This is a genomic window from Leclercia sp. UBA5076, assembly GCF_002416465.1.
Taxonomy (GTDB): Bacteria; Pseudomonadota; Gammaproteobacteria; order Enterobacterales; family Enterobacteriaceae; genus Enterobacter.
On record NZ_DIAO01000003.1, the window covers coordinates 48,420 to 66,827 of the forward strand.

The window sequence follows — 18,408 nt, forward strand, 5'->3', positions numbered from 1 at the left end:
GGCCTACAAAACCCTCGAACCGTAGGCCGGGTAAGGCGAAGCCGCCACCCGGCATTTTTTACCTGCTCTGCTTCCTCAGCAGATAGATAAAGTACGGCGCACCGATAAAGGTGGAGAGCAGCCCCGCCGGGATCTGATACGGGAACAGCACCATCCGGCCGCACCAGTCGGCGAACACCAGCAGTATCCCTCCGATTAACGCCGACATCACAATGTGCGGCATCGTCCGACGGAAGCCCATCATCCGCGCGATGTGCGGCGCCATCAGCCCGATAAAACTCAGCGGGCCAATCGTCAGGGTCGCCGTCGCCGTCAGCGCTGCCGCCAGCAGCAGCAGGCCGATTCGCGAGCGGTTCAACGCCATGCCCACCGAACGGGCCGTGTCGCCACCCAGCGGCAGCACCGTCAGCCAGCGACGGCAGAGCGGCACCAGCGCCAGCAGGAGGAGCATTGCTATCCCGGTGCTCATAACCTGTTCGGTTGTCGCATTATAGGTTGAGCCGGAAATCCAGGTCAGGATCTGCGCCATACGCGGATCGCCGCTGGCCTGCAGCATCATCAGCAGCATGGTGAAGGCGGTGCTCAGCGCCATCCCCGCCAGCAGCATCCGGTGCGGCGAGAAGCCGCCGCGCCCGGCAGAGACCAGGATAATCAGCAGCGTCGCTGCGGCACCAAGGCTACCCGCAGGCATCAGCCAGCCGAAGGCATTACCCGGTACAAAGAAGAGCATCAGCACCACGCCGAACGCCGCACCGGAGCTGATCCCCAGCACTTCCGGGCTCGCCATCGGGTTACCGGTAAGACGCTGAATAATGCAACCCGCCACCGCTAGCATCACCCCGGCCATCAGGGCGGCAAAAATACGCGGCGCGCGCCACGGCAACAGTTCGTCAAGCATCGCTCCGCTCGCCCAGTGCCATCCCTGCGCATCCCGGCCAAACGCCATCGCCGCTATCACCGCCAGCAGCAGTACCGCGCCGCCTGCCAGGGCAAACCACACCACGTGGTGGCGCTCGGCCTGCACTTTATCGCCCGCGTTCATCGCCGGGGCGCTCATGCTGCGCAGACGCGGCAGCAGCCACAGCAGCAGCGGCGCGCCGATCAGGGCGGTTACAGAACCGGTGGAGACCTCCATCCACACCCGGGTAAGCCAGAGGATCACCTGGTCAGAGAGCCAGAGGATCAGCGCCCCAATCAGCGGGGCCAGTATCAGTCGGGAGAGCAAGCGCCGCGCCCCCAGCATTTTCGCCAGCAGCGGCGCGAACAGGCCGATAAAGCCGATGATGCCCACAGCATTCACCAGCAGAGCACTGATAACAATCGCCAGCGTCAGCGCTGCCAGACGCGCCAGGGAGAGCGCCAGCCCGAGGTTACGCGCCACGCCATCATCAAGACCCATCAGGGTAAGCGGGCGCAGCAGCAGCAGAGTCAGCACCACGCCGGCGAGCAGCTGCGGCCACAGGCGCTGGACGATGCTCCAGTCGGTTTGCGTCAGCGTCCCGGTGCTCCAGAGGAACATGCTTTGCAGCTGGTCGTGATGGAAAATCACCAGCAGTTGGTTAACCGCGCCGCAGTAAAGGCTCACCACCAGGCCTGCCAGGATCAGGGTGACCGGCGAGAGGCGTTTACCCCAGGCCACGCCAAAGACAATCGCCCCGACGACGCAAGCGCCCACCAGCGCGGCGAACTGCGCCGCCAGTACGCCCGGTAGCGCCCACAGGGTGATGATGGTCATCCCCAGCTGGGCACCGGTTGCCACCCCCAGAGTGGTTGGCTCGGCGAGCGGGTTACGCAGCACCTGCTGGAACAGTACGCCCACCAGCCCAAGCCCGGCCCCCACCAGCAGCGAGATCGCCAGCCGCGGCAGCAGGCTGTAGTGGAACAGCATCTGTTGAATATTGTCGATATCCGGGGCGGCCAGCGCGCTGCCCCACTCGCTCCGCGGCAGCGCAATGCTCAGGTTCCACCAGGTTAAGCCCAGCGCAACGGCCAGCAGCAGCGCCATAAACAGCGCCGGGAAAAGGGCAATCCGTGACCTCATGCCTGGCCTCCCAGGGCGCTATCCAGCACGCGGGCAAAGTGCATTGCCGACAGCGTCGCGCCGTAGAACCACACCGCGGGAACGCGCTTCACGCGCTGCTGGCGGACAAACGGCATCGCCTGCCACAGCGGCGTCGCCATTAGGGTCTGCATTTCCCGTTCATTGCCGTGATCGAAGCAGAGCACATCCACATCCTTAAACGCCGCCAGACGGTCGATGCCGACGGCGGTACTCCCCCAGAAGGTCATCTCCCCTTCCCAGGCGTTTTTAATCCCATAGCGATCCAGCACTTCCTGGAACAGGCAGTTATTGCCAAACACCAGCATATGACGGGCATCGAGCAGCGTCACCATCAGTAGCGGGCGATCTCCACGACCGGCGAAGCGCGGTTTGAAACTGTCAATCACGCTGTCGAAATGGTCGAGATGCTGGCGGGCCGCACTCTCCAGATTCAGAAGCTGCGCCATCTCGGTTAACGATTTGCGGGCGTTAGCCAGCGGCTTTTTCCCGTCGCTAAAGGCAAAACCCCGCCCCGGCGCAATGCGCGCCAGCTTCTCTTCTGACGGGCCATACCCGGCCGACCAGACCAGGTACGAGGGTTTCATCTGGGTGAGCAGTTCGAGGTTGGGCTCGGTACGCAGGCCGATGTCGATAACCGACTCTGGCAGCCGGGGCTCGTTCACCCACAGGGTGTAGTTAGGAATATCGGCCACGCCGTAAGGGGTCACGCCGAGCGCCAGCAGCAGCTCAACGGGGAGCCACTCCAGGGCCACAATGCGCTGCGGATCGATTGCGGCAGCCTGCGCCGTGTTCATTTTCCACAGCAGCGGCGAGAGGGCCATGGCCGTCAGCAGGCGGCGACGGCTAATCATAAAATCAGGCATCAGTAGACAAAGCTCACCGGTGCCGCTCCCGCAGGATGCGGCAGAATACCCATAGGAATGCCGTAAATGTTTTCCAGCGTCTCGCTGCGCATCAGCTCGGCAGGCGTGCCCTGGGCGATCATCTCCCCGCCGCGCAGCGCCACCAGGTAATCGCAGTAACGCGCCGCCATGTTGATGTCGTGCAGCACCGCAATCACCGTCAGCCCGCGCTGCTGGCTTAAGCGATGCACCAGCGCCAGCACATCCACCTGATGGGCGATATCGAGGGCCGATGTCGGCTCATCCAGCAGTAAACAACGGCTATCCTGCGCCACCAGCATGGCGATCCAGGCCCGCTGGCGTTCGCCGCCGGAGAGGCTATCCACCAGACGATGGGCCAGCGGTTTTAACCCCACCAGCGCAATCGCCTCTTCCACTTTCTCGCGGTCGGCCACGCCAAAACGCCCCAGCGCGCCATGCCAGGGATAACGGCCAATCGCCACCAGCTCGCGGACGGTCATCCCTTCCGCCTGCGGCAGTTGCTGCGGCAGATAGGCCACCTTGCGGGCAAAGGCCTTGCTGTTCCAGCTCTCCAGCGGCTGTCCATCCAGCAGGATATCGCCCTCAGACGGCGGCTGATGGCGGCCGAGCATTTTCAGTAAGGTGGATTTGCCGGAGCCGTTATGGCCGATAAGGCCGGTCACCTGGCCTGCGGGGAAGGTCAGCGAAAGGGGATGCAGCAGCGTGCGTCCGGGAACGCGAAAGGAGACGCCATCGAGTGCAAAAGTGGTATCGGATTGCGGGTTGTTTTCCTGCATGTCAGCCAACTTAAGTAAAGAAAAGGGCACGAAAAACGTGCCCAAATTTAAAGGTTAGAAGCGGAAGGTCGCAGTCGCAACAACCTGGCGTTCTGCTCCCCAGAAGCAGCCATAGGTGTTGAAGCAGCTGGCGACGTATTCACGATCCAGCAGGTTGTTCACGTGCAGCGCCACGTTCGAGCCCGCCATGCCAAAGCGCGCCAGATCGTAGCGCACCAGCGCATCCATCACTGCGTAACTGCCCACCTTAAAGGAGTTCGCCGGATCGCCATAGCTGGAGCTGGAGAAGCGACCGCCGGTGCCCAGGGTCAGGCCAGAGAGTGCGCCATCATAGAAGGTGTAATCCCCCCACAGGGAAGCCATATGCTCAGGCACCTGCGCCGGGGTGTTGCCTTTGTAGTTGGTGTCGGTGGTGTACTCCACGTCGGTGTAGGTGTAAGACCCCACCACGTTCACGCTGGCAGACAGCGCTGCTTTGGCTTCGATCTCCACGCCGCGGGCGCGGATCTCGCCGCCTTCAACCGAGAAGAACGAGCCCGCAGGATCGGCCATCAGGTTGTTGGTTTTGGTCAGTTGATACAGGGCCCCGGTCAGAACGATCGGACGATCGCTCGGCACGTACTTCACGCCCACTTCGTACTGCTTGCCTTTAGAAGGCGCAAACGGCTTACCCTGCGCGTCGGTCTGGGAAGAGGGCTCGAAAGATTCGCTGTAGCTGAAGTATGGCGTCACGCCGTTATCGAACAGGTAGTTCACCCCGCCGCGCCAGGTGAACTGGTTGTCATCACGTGATGCGGTGGTGCCCGCGACGCGGTTAAACGAATCCTGCTCTGCCCAGTCGTAACGGCCACCCAGGGTGACCAGCACCTTGTTCCACTGCGCCTGATCCTGCACGTAGAGACCGGTCTGCTGCTGCTTGTTCAGGATCTGATACGGACCGGAGTTCGCCGGGTTTTTTGAGTCGAAATCGAAATCGCTGTACACCGGGTTGTAGAGATCCAGCAGCGGAACGGAAGCGTCATAGCCAAACCAGGCGTTGATATCGTTACGCATACGCATATAGTCAACGCCGGTCAGGAGGATATGGTCAACGTCGCCGGTGGCGAATTTGCTCTGCAGCTGGGTATCAACGGTGAAGTTTTGCAGCTTCTCGTCGTCAACCACATATTTACGCGCCAGGTAATGGCCTTTGTCCGCAGGTGATAACGCGTTACAGAGGGCGTTGCCACTGTTCGCCGCATCGGAGCAGACGCCGTAACCATAGACGCTGTTCTGCGAGGTTTTATTCTCGGCAAAACGCAGGTTCTGACGCACGGTGAAGGTGTCGTTGAATTCGTGATCGAAGCTATACCCGACCATCTTCTGGTTACGGGAGTAGGTATTGTTTTTCGCCCCTTCGTTGAAGTCGGTCGGCAGGCGATCGCCGTTTGGCAATGGATCAACCGTGCCCTCTTTCGGCAACCAACCGTAGTAACCGGTCTCCGGTTCGTTCTGGAAATAGGAGAGGAAGGTGAAGTTGGTTTTATCAGACGGACGCCAGGAGAAGGATGGCGCAATGGTGTAACGCTGCTCTTCCGCACGCTCCTGCTGGGCGTTGTTAGAACGCGCCAGACCGGTCAGGCGATAAGAGTAAACCCCGTCGTCGTCCAGCGCATCGCTGAAGTCAAACCCGGTCTGGAACAGACTATCCGTCCCGACCTTAAACTGCACCTCTTTCAGCGGCTCGGTCAGTGGACGCTTGCTGACCATATTCAGCAAACCACCCGGGCTGCTTTTGCCGTAGAGAACGGAGGTCGGGCCGCGCATCACTTCCGCGCGCTCGATCATATAAGGGTCAATTACCGCGTCGTTATAGAAGTTGCCCTGCATCTTCATGCCGTCGAGGTAGTTGTTCTGGCTTTGGCCATCGGCAGCAAAGCCACGAATAATCAGGTAATCGTAAGTATTGGACGCGCCACGCGTACCGACTGCCACCCCTGGCGTATAGCTCAGTGCTTCTTTCACCGAGCGCGGCTGGTGCAGCGCCATCTCTTCCGCGGTCACAACGGAAATCGACTGCGGCACCTTCTCAATGGAGGTATCCGTCTTGGTGCCGGTAGCGGACTGGCGTGCCGCAATGGTCGCCGCCGGTCCCCAGGCGCTCTCCTGCGGAGCAGGCGCTGCGGTGACGGTGATGGTTTCTTCTTTTTTAGGGGTTTCGGCAGCGTGAGCGTAAGCAGACATGCCGCTAACCGCTGTGGCTACAACAACTGCGATTTTACGCAGTGAAGATTGCATTGGCTGAGCAGTTTTTGAAAGCGCCATTGGTATATCTCTGATGAAAGCGTGAATGATAACGTAAACGAGAATTATTATTATGACCGCAGCATATTATGCGAAACATTCACGGCATAGCAAGTGATATGCGCCCCTACAGGAAATGAGGGTATAAGAATTAAACAATGGAAAATAGAGGGTTAATAAATGGAGATTTGAGTGTTGGAGGGATGTTTAATTGAGGTGAAAATTCCCTCTCCCGCAGGAGAGGGAATAGTGGTGAGTTAACCGCCGAACATATCCTTGATCCAGCCCGCGACACCGTCGCTCTCCTTCTTCTCGGGCTGCTGCGGCTGCTGTTGTTGCGGCTGCGACTGCGGCTGAGAAGACTGGTCAAACGGATTACCCGATGGTTCCGGGGCAGCCTGCTGACACAGGGAGTCCGGGTTGCTGGTCCAGACCGGCACACGGCGCATACCGCCGCCACACACAAAGTTGCCCGACTCATCCACGCCCATATCGACGATATCTTCCGGTGGCGTCAGGGTTAACGGCACCGGCGACTGGTTAGCCAGATAGCGCTGGTAGATAGACATCGCCCCGCTGGCACCATACAGCTTGGTTGGCTGGTTGTTATCGCGCCCTACCCAGGTGATCACCACTTCACGTCCGTCGATACCCGCAAACCAGGTGTCGACGTTGTTATTGGTGGTCCCGGTTTTACCCGCCAGATGCAGGCCAGGGTACTTCGCCCCCAGCTGACGCCCGGTACCGCGCTGCACAACCTGCTGCATGGTCCAGAGGGTCATATAGGCAGCCTGCGCCGGTACGGCACGCTCCGCCTGCGGGAAGCTCTGGTACAGCGGGGTGCCGTCTTCGGCAATCACTGAACGCAGCGCAGAGAGCGGAGCACGGTTCCCGCCGCTGGCGATGGTCTGGAACGCCTGCGCCACTTCAATTGGCGTCAGGTTCAGGGCCCCCAGCAGCATGGCCGGAACCGGATGCAGCTGATCTTTCGGCACGCCCAGTTTTAGCCAAGTATCGGTGACTGCTGGCAGGCCAAGCGCCATCCCAAGGTTAACCGTCGGCACGTTCATGGAACGCGTCAGGGCGTCCACCAGCATCACCTGGCCGCTGTACTGCTTATCGTCGTTCTGCGGCGACCAGACCTGGCCATTCGGCTGGCGCAGGGCAATCGGGGCATCGGCGATCCAGGTGTTGAGACGATACTGGTTCGGCTGGCTCAAAGCGGTGAGATAGGTCGCCGGTTTAGCCAGAGAGCCGATCGAACGGCGTGCCTGCATGGCGCGGTTATAGCCCGCAAACTGCGGCTCTGCCCCGCCGACCATCGCCCGCACTTCGCCGGTGGTGCGATCGACTACCACCATCGCGGTCTCCAGATCGTTCAGCTTGCGCTGTTTTTTCAGCGCCGGAATGCCTTCTACCGCCGCCTTCTCTGCGGCATCCTGCGCCACGGAGTCAAAGGTGGTGAAGATCTTCACGCCGGAGAGATCTTTAACTTTATCGCCCAGTTTGGCCTGCAGCTCCTGACGCACCATCTGCATAAATGCAGGCTGCGGGGAGATGACGCCGCCGCGCGGCTGTACGCCTAACGGACGTGCGCTGAGCATGTCATACAGTTCCTGGTCGATCACCTGCTGCTGTTGCAGCAGACGCAGCACCAGATTACGCCGCTCCAGAGCCAGTTTCGGGTTACGCCACGGGTTGTAGATGGAGGCACCCTTAACCATGCCCACCAGCAACGCCTGCTGGTCGAGGCTCAGCTCTTCCACCGGACGGCCAAAGTAGTAGAGGCTCGCCAGCGGGAAGCCGCGAATTTCATTGTCGCCGCTCTGACCGAGATAGACCTCGTTCATATAGAGCTCAAGAATGCGGTCTTTGCTGTAGCGCGCATCCATCAGCACGGCCATGTAGGCTTCGTTGGCCTTACGCCAGTAGGAGCGTTCGCTGGAGAGGAACAGGTTCTTCACCAGCTGCTGGGTCAGGGTACTTGCCCCCTGCACCGTGCGTCCTGCGGTCAGGTTCGCCAGCACCGCACGACCAATGGAGTAGAGGCTGACGCCATCGTGCTCATAGAAGTGACGGTCCTCGGTCGCCAGCAGGGTATCCACCAGCAGATCCGGGAAGCCATTACGCGCCACAAACAGGCGCTGCTCGCCGTTTGGCGAGGAGAGCATGGTGATCAGCCGCGGATCGAGACGGAAGAAACCGAACTGACGGTTGTTCTCCATGTTCTCAATGGTTTCCAGATGATCGCCGTCGAAGGTCAGACGCGCGCGCACCTGCCCCTCTTTACTGTCCGGGAAGTCAAACGGACGGCGGATCATCTCAATGCTCTTCGCCTGCACCGTAAACTCGCCGGGACGGGTCATCTTCGTCACCTGGCGGTACTGGGTCGCCTCCAGCAGCTTGACCATCTCATTCTTGCTGATGGACATATCCGGCTCAAGGTTAACCATCCGGCCATAGACCGCCGCCGGCAGCTGCCAGACTTTGCCGTCAATGCGGCTGCGGATCTTTTGATCCAGATAGACGCCATAGATCGCCAGCAGGATGAGGAAAACAATAAACAGCTTCAGCAGCAGCCAGAACCAGCCGCGCTTGCCACGAGGTTTACCTTTTTTGCCTTTTCCTTTACGTGGCGCAGGTGCGTCATCGTCATACTCATTATCAACATCGTCGTACTCTTCATCTCTGAGGCGTCGACGGCCTGCCTTTTCTTTTGCCGGACGGGCAGGTCTTCCTTTACGTCCAATTGGCTCGCGGTCATTCCCCGCCATGCTTTCTCTCCGCAACTATCAGGCGCAAAGGCCCGATTCTCTGGTCTTCCCCCTGATGGAGGAAGAAGAAATCTCTCAAATTTACCCTCTCAGAGGGTATTGCCGGGTGGCGCTACGAATACTTCTTCGTGCGCCGGGTCGGCGCGGTATTTGCCGGGTCGTCCGGCCAGACATGTTTGGGATAACGCCCTTTCATCTCTTTTTGCACCTCGCGGTAGCTGCCAGCCCAGAATGCACCCAAATCCCGGGTGATCTGCAGCGGACGCTGGGCCGGTGACAACAGCTCCAGCACCAGCGGCACCCGCCCCTGCGCAATGGCAGGCGTGGTCGCCTCGCCAAACATCTCCTGCATGCGTACCGCCAGCGCCGGAGGATTATCTTCATGATAACGAATGGCTATCCGGCTGCCGGTGGGCACAGTGTAATGCCCTGGAAGCTCGGTATCCAGACGTTGGCGTAACGACCAGTCGGTTAAGTTCTGTAATGCCGCCTTAACATCCAGCGCTTTTAGCGCGCGCAGGGAGTGTACGCCACTCATTTGCGGCAGTAACCAGTTTTCCAGATTTGCCAGCAGCGAGGCTTCGTCTACCGCGGGCCACGCGTACTCCGGCAGCCACTGCGCCGCGCAGTGCAGGCGAAGCCGGTACTGCTCCGCCTCCGGGGTCCAGTTCAGCACGCTGAGCCCTTTATCGCGGATGCCGTTAAGCATCGCCTGATGCAGCTCCTCTTCCGAGGGCTTTGCCAGCGGCTTAACGCTCACCGTCAGGCGGCCAATCTGCGAACGCCGCAGCGCCTTCAGCGTGCCCTGCGCTTCATCCCACTCCACGGTGTCAGACTGTTCCACCAGGCCCGGAGAAGCGGCGATCAGAGTATCAATATCCACAGCTATGGCCTGCAGAATACGGGCATCCGGCGACTGGCTGCCCTGCAACAGTAGCGGGGCAATCAGCCACTCGTGGCGGGTCATGGCGTCGTCGCTCTGTAGCATCGCGCCCATGCCATTTGCCAGTTGATAGCGTCCATCAAGCCCACGGCGGCGGGCGATCCGGTCGGGAAACGCCTTCGCCAGCAGCACGGGCACCCGGTCGCTCTCCGGCGCCCCGCCCCGGCTGTTCAGGCGCGCACTCAACTGCCGGGCACGCTGCTGCCACTCCGGCTGATTGCGGGAGAAGGCCTGAGCCAGATCGCTACTGGTGCCACGCGGCGGCTGTTCAAGGATAGCGGCCAGCTTTGCCGCCGTCGCAATATCGTCGTCATCCGTCGCGCTGGCCAGCATGGCCGCCAGCCGCGGATCGTTGCCAGACTTCGCCATCTTCTGACCAAAGGCGGTGAGCTTCTCTCCCGCCAGCGCCCCAAGCTGCGTTAATAAGCGCCGGGCCGCCGCAAGGTTAGTCGCAGGCGGCAGATCCAGCCAGTTTAATTGCGAGGGTTCCCGGCAGCCCCACTGCAACAGTTCCATCAGCAGGCCGCTGAGATCGCTTTGCATAATTTCGGGCGTGCCCTGCGCCGCGGCGCGTTCTGCCTGCTCAAACGGCGTAAGATGCAGGCAGATTCCCGGCTCCAGTCGCCCGGCGCGCCCGGCGCGCTGGGTCATGGAAGCCTGGCTCACGCGCTGGGTCAGCAGGCGGGTCAGGCCGGTGCGCGGGTCGAAATTCGCCACCCGCTCCTGGGCGGAGTCCACCACCAGCCGGATGCCCTCGATGGTCAGGCTGGTTTCGGCAATATTGGTCGCCAGCACCACTTTGCGCTGCCCTGGCGGGGCTGGCAGGATCGCTTTACGCTGCTCGGCCAGCGGCAGCGCGCCATACAGCGGGCAGAGCACCACGTCATCACTTACGCGACGTGACAGCTGCTCCTGTACCCGCTGGATCTCAATCACGCCGGGTAAGAACAACAGCAGCGAGCCCGGCTCCTGGCGCAGCAGCTCGGCGGTGGCGACCGCCACCGCTTCGTCGAAACGCAGATGGGTGGAGAGCGACTGATAGCGCCGCTCCACCGGAAAAGTACGGCCCTCAGACACGATGGTGGGCGCCTCCGGCAGCAGGCGCTGGAGCCGCTCGTTGTCCAGGGTCGCGGACATGATCAGCAGTTTGAGATCGTCCCGCAGTCCCTGCTGGACATCCAGCAGCAGCGCCAGCGCCAGATCCGCCTGCAGGCTGCGCTCGTGGAACTCATCGAGGATCACCAGCCCTGTGCCGTTAAGCTCGGGATCCTGCTGCAGCATCCGGGTGAGGATCCCCTCGGTGACCACCTCCAGCCGGGTGTTGGCCCCCACGCAGGTTTCGGCGCGCATCCGGTAGCCGACCGTCTCGCCGGGCTTTTCCCCCAGCAGCTCCGCCAGGCGCTGCGCCACGTTGCGGGCCGCGAGCCTGCGCGGTTCGAGCAGGATGATTTTGCCGTTGATCGCCCCCTGCGCCAGGATCTGCAGCGGCAGCCAGGTCGATTTGCCCGCACCGGTTGGCGCGTTCAGCAGCACCTGGGGGGCATGTTGTAAGGCGTGAAGGAGATCGGGAAGGACAGCGGCGACCGGCAACAAGGACACGAATGGCTCCAGAGGGTTAACTTTAGACGGCGTACATTGTAGCATCGCCACAATTCATTACCGAGTGCGCCGTATGTCCGAGTCAAAAAGGTTGTTTTTTGCCATTGAAATGCCTGCCTCGCTCCAGCGGCAGATCGTCCGCTGGCGCGCCGACCACTTTGCGCCGGAAGCGGGCCGTCCGGTGGCGGGCGGCAACCTGCACCTGACGCTGGCGTTTTTAGGGGATGTCAGCCCTGAGAAACAGCAGGCGCTGGCGGCAATGGCCGGACGCATCCGTCAGCCGGAGTTTACCCTGACGCTGGACGATGCCGGACAGTGGCTGCGCTCCCGCGTCGTCTGGCTGGGTACCCGCCAGCCGCCGCGGGGGTTATTACAGCTGGCCAACATGTTGCGGGCCCAGGCGGCGCGCAGCGGCTGCTATCAAAGCCCCCAGCCGTTTCATCCGCATATCACCCTGCTGCGCGATGCCAGCCACGCCGTCGCCATTCCGCCACCGGGTTTTCACTGGTCGTTTGCGGTGAAAGATTTTGTCCTCTACGAGAGCCGTTTCGCAGGCGGGCGCACGCGCTACACGCCGCTCCAGCGCTGGACGCTTACCGAATAACAAGGAATTTGCATGCAGTTTACCCCTGCCCTACAACCCGCCACGCTGGTACAACGCTATAAACGTTTTCTTGCCGACGTGGTAACGCCTAACGGTGAAACCCTGACGCTGCACTGCCCCAATACCGGGGCGATGACCGGCTGCGCCACGCCGGGGGATACCGTCTGGTATTCCACTTCCAGTAATATCAAACGTAAATATCCTCACACCTGGGAAATAACCCAGACCGCGGACGGAGAATATATTTGCGTCAATACGCTGCGAGCGAACCAGCTGGTCAAAGAGGCGATTAGTCTGGATTTTATTCCGGAACTGCGCGGCTATAACACGCTAAAAAGCGAGGTAAAATATGGCAGCGAAAGCAGCAGAATCGACTTTATGTTGCAGGCAGACGATCGCCCCGAGTGCTATATTGAAGTGAAATCAGTGACGTTAGCTGAGAACGATAACGGTTATTTCCCGGATGCGGTGACACTGCGAGGGCAGAAGCACCTCCGGGAGCTTATGAGTGTAGCGGCGGCGGGCAAACGCGCCGTGCTGTTATTTGCGGTATTGCACAGCGCAATTGGGCGATTTTCACCCGCCCGCCATATTGACCTTAAGTACGCGCAACTGTTGAATGAGGCACAAAAGCAGGGGGTAGAGGTTTTGGTGTATAAAGCTGAACTTTCTGCCGATAATATCACTCTGAGATCCGCTCTCCCCGCCACGTTATGAAAGGGGTTGAGCGTTGGCTAATAAGTATTCTGGTCGTGTGCGCAAATACGCTTTTCCTCACAGGCTTGTCAAGTGTTACGTTTAGATAATTGCCTTACGGAAAAGCATCTGCTATTTATAGCGGCCTGATTTTTCCCCCAACACGGGGATCGATAGTGCGTGTTAAGGAGAAGCAACATGCAAGAAGGGCAAAACCGTAAAACATCGTCCCTGAGTATTCTCGCCATCGCTGGGGTGGAGCCGTATCAAGAGAAGCCGGGCGAAGAGTATATGAATGAAGCCCAGCTATCACACTTCAAGCGAATCCTTGAAGCATGGCGTAATCAACTCCGGGATGAAGTCGATCGCACCGTTACACATATGCAGGACGAAGCAGCTAACTTCCCGGATCCGGTAGACCGTGCCGCCCAGGAAGAAGAGTTCAGCCTCGAACTGCGTAACCGTGACCGCGAGCGTAAGCTGATCAAAAAGATTGAGAAAACGCTGAAAAAAGTCGAAGACGAAGATTTCGGCTTCTGCGAATCCTGCGGTGTCGAAATCGGCATTCGTCGTCTGGAAGCCCGTCCGACAGCCGACCTGTGCATCGACTGTAAAACGCTGGCAGAAATCCGCGAAAAACAGATGGCCGGTTAATACCAGCCCTGTTGCAACGCTACCACAGGCGGGAGTTCTCTCCCGCCTGATTACTTTCTGCGCCGTGTAATTATGCCTGCTGACTATATTGGGCGCTTCGCGCCATCCCCCTCTGGCGAACTGCATTTCGGCTCGCTCATTGCTGCCCTTGGCAGCTATCTGCAAGCCCGTGCCCAACAGGGTATCTGGCGCGTGCGGATTGAAGATATCGACCCTCCGCGTGAAGTTCCCGGTGCGGCAGACACCATTCTGCGACAGCTGGAACATTACGGCCTGCACTGGGATGGCGACATTCTCTGGCAATCCCATCGTCACGAAGCCTACCGCGAACGCCTGGCCTGGCTGCATGCCGAGGGCCTTTCGTACTACTGCACCTGCACCCGCGCCCGCATTCAGCGCGTCGGCGGCGTCTATGACGGCCACTGCCGCACCCTGCATCACGGCCCGGAAAATGCGGCGGTGCGGGTGATGCAACAGTATCCCGTCACCTGCTTTACCGACCGGTTACAGGGTGAACTCCACGCCGATGCGCGTCTGGCGGGCGAGGATTTCATTATCCATCGGCGGGACGGGCTGTTTGCTTATAACCTGGCGGTGGTGGTGGATGACCATTTCCAGGGCGTAAACGAAATTGTGCGCGGAGCCGACCTGATTGAACCTACCGTCCGGCAGATTTCGCTCTACCGGCTGTTTGGCTGGCCGGTTCCGGACTACATTCACCTGCCGCTGGTGGTGAATGAAAAAGGGATGAAACTCTCGAAACAGAATCATGCCCCCGCATTACCGACCGGCGATCCTCGCCCTGTTCTTATCAATGCTTTACAATTTCTAAACCAGGATGTAACAAATGAGTGGCAGGATCTGCGCACCGAAGAATTGCTGGAAAAAGCGGTGGCCAACTGGTCGCTCATTCGCGTGCCGAAAATCCAGCATTCTCAAATGCGTCTCGCTGAGCTATGATTAGCCGCTATTTTTTGTCCTGAATTCTGAAACACACACTACCGAGGTGTACTATTTTTACCCGAGTCGCTAATTTTTGCCGTAAGGTGCTGAGCCGCGATGAGAGCATGGCGGATGACGTCATTGTTCAAAATACGATGTCGGTTATTCCGCGCGAACAGCATGCTATTTCCCGCAAAGATATCAGTGAAAACGCCCTTAAGGTGCTTTATCGCCTGAATAAAGCTGGCTATGAGGCGTATCTCGTTGGTGGCGGGGTGCGTGACCTGTTGCTGGGCAAAAAGCCGAAAGATTTTGACGTGACCACCAGCGCCACGCCTGAGCAGGTGCGGAAATTATTCCGCAACTGCCGTCTGGTTGGCCGCCGCTTCCGTCTTGCTCACGTCATGTTTGGGCCGGAGATCATCGAAGTGGCCACCTTCCGTGGTCATCACGAAGGCACGCCAACCGATCGCACCACTTCCCAGCGCGGCCAGAACGGTATGCTGCTGCGTGACAATATCTTCGGTTCTATCGAAGAAGATGCCCAGCGTCGCGATTTCACTATCAACAGCCTGTATTACAGCGTGGCTGACTTTACCGTCCGCGATTTCGTGGGTGGGGTGCCGGATCTTAAAGCGGGTCTGATTCGCCTGATCGGCAACCCGGAAACCCGCTACCGCGAAGATCCGGTGCGGATGCTGCGTGCCGTGCGTTTTGCCGCCAAGCTGGGTATGCACATCAGCCCGGAAACCGCCGAGCCGATCCCGCGCCTGGCGACGCTGATCAACGATGTGCCCCCGGCGCGTCTGTTTGAAGAGGCGCTGAAGCTGCTGCAGGCTGGTCACGGTTTTGCCACCTATCAGCTGCTGCGCGAATACAGCCTGTTCCAGCCCCTGTTCCCGACCATTACGCGCAACTTCACCGAAAAAGGTGACAGCGCGATGGAACGTATCATCGACCAGGTGTTGAAGAATACCGATAACCGCATTCAGAACGATATGCGCGTTAACCCGGCATTCCTCTTTGCGGCGATGTTCTGGTATCCGCTGCTGGAGACGGCACAGAAGATTGCTCAGGAGAGCGGTCTGGCCTACTACGATGCCTTCGCCCTGGCCGCTAACGATGTGCTGGATGAAGCCTGCCGTTCGCTGGCGATCCCGAAACGCATCACCACGCTGGTGCGTGATATCTGGCAGCTTCAGCTGCGGATGTCCCGTCGTCAGGGTAAACGCGCATGGAAGTTAATGGAGCATCCAAAATTCCGTGCGGCTTACGATCTGATGGCCCTGCGTGCCGAAGCGGAGAACAACCGCGAGCTGCAGGCGCTGGTGCAGTGGTGGGGTGAGTTCCAGGTTTCTGCGCCACCGGCGCAGAAGGACATGCTGACCGGTCTCGATGAAGAGCCGGCGCCGCGTCGCCGCCATCGTCGTCCACGTAAGCGTGCTCCACGCCGCGAAGGGGCCGCATGACGCTGACCTATATCGCCATCGGCAGTAATCTGGCCTCTCCGCTGGAGCAGGTCAATGCTGCCGTCCAGGCGCTGGGCGACATTCCGCAGAGCCGCGTTGTCGCCCTCTCCTCTTTCTATCGCACGCCCCCGCTGGGCCCGCAGGATCAGCCCGACTACCTCAACGCCGCCATTGCGCTGGAAACCGCCCTTAGCGCCGACGCGCTGCTGGACAACACCCAGCGCATTGAGCTGCAGCAGGGGCGCGTGCGTAAAGAAGAGCGCTGGGGACCGCGCACCCTCGATTTGGATATCATGCTGTTTGGTGATGCGGTGATTAACACCGAACGCCTGACCGTACCGCATTACGACATGAAACGCCGCGGCTTTATGCTCTGGCCGCTGTTTGAAATTGCCCCCGACCTGATCTTCCCCGACGGCGAAAGTTTAAGCGCCCTGTTGACGCAGCTTAACGCCGAAAAACCGGCCCGCTGGTAACAGTAAATTTCCATTGATTAACCATGAAATATTTATGGTTAATCGGTTACGTAAAATCATTGTTCCCCCGAATGTTACTGTTAGAATGCGCAAAGATTCGCTTTGGGCTATCAGGAAACAGTATGAAACCAACCACCATCGCCACCCTGCAGAAATGCAAACAGGACAAGCAGCGCTTCGCCACCATTACCGCCTATGACTACAGCTTCGCCAAACTCTTTGCCGAAGAGGGGATTAACGTCATGCTGGTCGGCGACTCGTTAGGGATGACGGTCCAGGGACATGACTCCACTCTGCCGGTGACGGTAGAAGATATTGCTTATCATACCCGGGCGGTTCGCCGCGGAGCCCCAGCTTCTCTGCTGCTCGCCGATCTGCCGTTTATGGCCTACGCCACACCGGAGCAGGCGTTTGAAAATGCCGCCACGGTGATGCGCGCCGGGGCCAACATGGTCAAAGTGGAAGGCGGCGCCTGGCTGGTTGAGACCGTAGGCATGCTCACCGAGCGCGCGGTGCCGGTATGCGGCCATCTGGGGTTAACCCCGCAGTCGGTCAATATCTTCGGTGGCTATAAGGTGCAGGGCCGCGGTGACGCTGCCCAGACCCTGTTTGATGATGCGCAGGCGTTAGAAGCCGCAGGAGCACAGCTGCTGGTGCTGGAGTGCGTGCCGGTGTCGCTGGCGAAACGCATTACCGAGGCGCTTTCTATTCCGGTGATCGGCATTGGCGCCGGTAACGTCACCGACGGACAAATTCTGGTGATGCACGATGCGTTTGGCATTACCGGCGGGCATATCCCAAAATTTGCGAAGAATTTCCTTATCGACGCAGGCGACATGCGCGGCGCAGTCAGGCAGTATATTGCCGACGTTGAATCGGGTGTTTACCCGGGTGAAGAACACAGTTTCCAGTAAGGAGTCTTGTTGTGCTAATCATTGAAACCCTGCCGCTGCTGCGCCAGCATATTCGTCGCCTGCGCCAGGAAGGTAAACGTATCGCGCTGGTGCCCACCATGGGCAACCTGCATGACGGCCACATGAAGCTGGTGGACGAAGCCAAAGCCCGTGCCGATGTGGTAGTGGTGAGCATTTTCGTTAACCCGATGCAATTTGACCGTGCCGACGACCTGGCCCGCTACCCGCGCACGCTGCAGGAAGATTGCGAGAAGCTGAAAAAGCATCAGGTCGATTTCGTCTTCGCCCCGGCACCGAATGATGTCTATCCTAAGGGTACAGAAGAGACGACCTATGTAGACGTACCGGGTATCTCCACCATGCTGGAAGGCGCCAGCCGTCCGGGTCATTTCCGCGGTGTTTCTACCATCGTCAGTAAGCTGTTTAACCTTGTGCAGCCGGATATCGCCTGTTTCGGCGAGAAAGATTTCCAGCAACTGGCGCTTATCCGCAAGATGGTAGCCGACATGGGGTACGACATCGACATCGTTGGCGTACCGATCGTGCGTGCCAAAGATGGCCTGGCGCTGAGCTCCCGCAACGGCTACCTCACCGCTGACCAGCGTAAAATCGCGCCGGGTCTGTATAAGGTGATGAGCGCGATGGTTGAAAAGCTGCAACAGAAGGCGCTGAGCAGTGAAGAGATTATCGCCATTGCCGAACAGGAGCTGAATGACAAAGGCTTCCGGGCTGATGATATTCAGATCCGCGATGCCGATACGCTGCTGGAGCTCTCTGCCACCAGCAAACGCGCGGTGATCCTGGTTGCTGCGTGGCTCGGTCAGGCGCGCCTGATCGACAACAGTGTCGTTGAACTGGCTCAGTAATGACTGAGCTGATAGATAGCTAATGGATTAGTTTCCCTTCCCACTTGCGGGCAAGTGGGTTACGAAGAAGAGTAAAGGTAACATCATGATTCGCAAAATGTTGCAAGGTAAGCTTCACCGTGTGAAGGTCACTCAGGCCGATCTGCACTATGAAGGCTCCTGCGCGATCGATCAGGATTTTCTCGACGCGGCGGGTATTCTTGAAAACGAAGCCATTGATATCTGGAACGTGAGTAACGGCAATCGTTTCTCAACCTATGCTATCGCGGCTGAACGGGGTTCTAAAATCATCTCCGTGAACGGTGCGGCCGCGCACTGTGCCAACGTGGGCGATATCGTCATCATCGCCAGCTTCGTTATGATGTCCGACGAGGAAGCCCGCCGCTGGCAGCCGAAAGTGGCCTATTTCGAAGGCGACAACGACATGAAACGCACCGCGAAAGCGATCCCCGTTCAGGTTGCCTGA

The 18,408-nt window shown here is 59.3% G+C and carries 15 protein-coding genes; 9 read left to right on the top strand and 6 right to left on the bottom strand.

Going from position 1 to position 18,408, the window contains the following annotated elements; genetic code table 11:
* Nucleotides 1-58 precede the first annotated feature (58 nt).
* From fhuB to hrpB, 6 genes are all read right to left on the bottom strand, one after another.
* Nucleotides 59-2,041 (bottom strand): Fe(3+)-hydroxamate ABC transporter permease FhuB, encoded by a 1,983-nt coding sequence (gene fhuB, locus B3X29_RS01960; RefSeq protein WP_159339970.1) that lies wholly within the window; start codon nt 2,039-2,041, stop codon nt 59-61.
* Nucleotides 2,038-2,913 (bottom strand): Fe(3+)-hydroxamate ABC transporter substrate-binding protein FhuD, encoded by an 876-nt coding sequence (gene fhuD / locus B3X29_RS01965; RefSeq protein WP_371816486.1) that lies wholly within the window; start codon nt 2,911-2,913, stop codon nt 2,038-2,040. The genes fhuB and fhuD overlap by 4 nt, the downstream gene beginning before the upstream one ends.
* Nucleotides 2,914-2,924: 11 nt before the next feature.
* The gene (gene fhuC / locus B3X29_RS01970) at nt 2,925-3,722 is read right to left on the bottom strand and encodes a Fe3+-hydroxamate ABC transporter ATP-binding protein FhuC (RefSeq protein WP_103823288.1); all 798 of its coding nucleotides are present in this window, start codon (nt 3,720-3,722) and stop codon (nt 2,925-2,927) included.
* A gap of 54 nt (nt 3,723-3,776) precedes the next feature.
* Entirely contained in the window at nt 3,777-6,026 is a 2,250-nt protein-coding gene (gene fhuA, locus B3X29_RS01975; protein ID WP_103178319.1) for a ferrichrome porin FhuA, read from the bottom strand.
* 236 nt (nt 6,027-6,262) lie between these two features.
* Nucleotides 6,263-8,779: a bifunctional glycosyl transferase/transpeptidase gene (gene mrcB / locus B3X29_RS01980; RefSeq protein ID WP_159339971.1), complete on the bottom strand. Its 2,517-nt coding sequence runs from the start codon at nt 8,777-8,779 to the stop codon at nt 6,263-6,265.
* Between the two features lie 112 nt (nt 8,780-8,891).
* A complete protein-coding gene (hrpB, locus tag B3X29_RS01985) occupies nt 8,892-11,321 on the bottom strand; it encodes an ATP-dependent helicase HrpB (protein WP_103178317.1) in 2,430 nt (809 codons plus the stop codon).
* Between the two features lie 73 nt (nt 11,322-11,394).
* On the opposite strand from hrpB, the gene thpR reads away from it, so the two are divergent.
* From thpR to panD, 9 genes are all read left to right on the top strand, one after another.
* Nucleotides 11,395-11,925 (top strand): RNA 2',3'-cyclic phosphodiesterase, encoded by a 531-nt coding sequence (thpR, locus tag B3X29_RS01990; protein WP_103178316.1) that lies wholly within the window; start codon nt 11,395-11,397, stop codon nt 11,923-11,925.
* A gap of 12 nt (nt 11,926-11,937) precedes the next feature.
* On the top strand, nt 11,938-12,642 hold the full coding sequence (gene sfsA, locus B3X29_RS01995) for a DNA/RNA nuclease SfsA (protein WP_159339972.1): 705 nt from the start codon (nt 11,938-11,940) through the stop codon (nt 12,640-12,642).
* Between the two features lie 177 nt (nt 12,643-12,819).
* A complete protein-coding gene (gene dksA / locus B3X29_RS02000; RefSeq protein WP_012016093.1) occupies nt 12,820-13,275 on the top strand; it encodes an RNA polymerase-binding protein DksA in 456 nt (151 codons plus the stop codon).
* Between the two features lie 72 nt (nt 13,276-13,347).
* A complete protein-coding gene (gene gluQRS / locus B3X29_RS02005) occupies nt 13,348-14,235 on the top strand; it encodes a tRNA glutamyl-Q(34) synthetase GluQRS (protein ID WP_159339973.1) in 888 nt (295 codons plus the stop codon).
* Nucleotides 14,236-14,288: 53 nt separating this feature from the next.
* Nucleotides 14,289-15,686, top strand: a complete 1,398-nt coding sequence (gene pcnB, locus B3X29_RS02010; RefSeq protein ID WP_210405546.1) for a polynucleotide adenylyltransferase PcnB — start codon at nt 14,289-14,291, stop codon at nt 15,684-15,686.
* Nucleotides 15,683-16,162, top strand: a complete 480-nt coding sequence (gene folK, locus B3X29_RS02015) for a 2-amino-4-hydroxy-6-hydroxymethyldihydropteridine diphosphokinase (RefSeq protein ID WP_159339974.1) — start codon at nt 15,683-15,685, stop codon at nt 16,160-16,162. Before pcnB ends, folK begins: the two co-directional genes overlap by 4 nt.
* A 122-nt stretch (nt 16,163-16,284) precedes the next feature.
* On the top strand, nt 16,285-17,076 hold the full coding sequence (panB, locus tag B3X29_RS02020; RefSeq protein ID WP_159339975.1) for a 3-methyl-2-oxobutanoate hydroxymethyltransferase: 792 nt from the start codon (nt 16,285-16,287) through the stop codon (nt 17,074-17,076).
* An 11-nt stretch (nt 17,077-17,087) separates the two neighbouring features.
* A complete protein-coding gene (panC, locus tag B3X29_RS02025) occupies nt 17,088-17,942 on the top strand; it encodes a pantoate--beta-alanine ligase (RefSeq protein ID WP_103823278.1) in 855 nt (284 codons plus the stop codon).
* 85 nt (nt 17,943-18,027) lie between these two features.
* Nucleotides 18,028-18,408 carry an aspartate 1-decarboxylase gene (panD, locus tag B3X29_RS02030; protein WP_032616579.1) on the top strand — a complete coding sequence of 127 codons (381 nt, stop codon included), beginning with the start codon at nt 18,028-18,030 and terminating at the stop codon, nt 18,406-18,408.

Coding starts and splice junctions, on each gene's coding strand:
- gluQRS (WP_159339973.1), top strand. CDS start 13,348: ATGCCTGCTGACTATATTGGGCGCTTCGCGCCATCCCCCTCTGGCGAA.
- thpR (WP_103178316.1), top strand. CDS start 11,395: ATGTCCGAGTCAAAAAGGTTGTTTTTTGCCATTGAAATGCCTGCCTCG.
- panD (WP_032616579.1), top strand. CDS start 18,028: ATGATTCGCAAAATGTTGCAAGGTAAGCTTCACCGTGTGAAGGTCACT.
- dksA (WP_012016093.1), top strand. CDS start 12,820: ATGCAAGAAGGGCAAAACCGTAAAACATCGTCCCTGAGTATTCTCGCC.
- fhuD (WP_371816486.1), bottom strand. CDS start 2,913: ATGATTAGCCGTCGCCGCCTGCTGACGGCCATGGCCCTCTCGCCGCTG.
- mrcB (WP_159339971.1), bottom strand. CDS start 8,779: ATGGCGGGGAATGACCGCGAGCCAATTGGACGTAAAGGAAGACCTGCC.
- panB (WP_159339975.1), top strand. CDS start 16,285: ATGAAACCAACCACCATCGCCACCCTGCAGAAATGCAAACAGGACAAG.
- folK (WP_159339974.1), top strand. CDS start 15,683: ATGACGCTGACCTATATCGCCATCGGCAGTAATCTGGCCTCTCCGCTG.
- fhuA (WP_103178319.1), bottom strand. CDS start 6,026: ATGGCGCTTTCAAAAACTGCTCAGCCAATGCAATCTTCACTGCGTAAA.
- fhuC (WP_103823288.1), bottom strand. CDS start 3,722: ATGCAGGAAAACAACCCGCAATCCGATACCACTTTTGCACTCGATGGC.
- fhuB (WP_159339970.1), bottom strand. CDS start 2,041: ATGAGGTCACGGATTGCCCTTTTCCCGGCGCTGTTTATGGCGCTGCTG.
- sfsA (WP_159339972.1), top strand. CDS start 11,938: ATGCAGTTTACCCCTGCCCTACAACCCGCCACGCTGGTACAACGCTAT.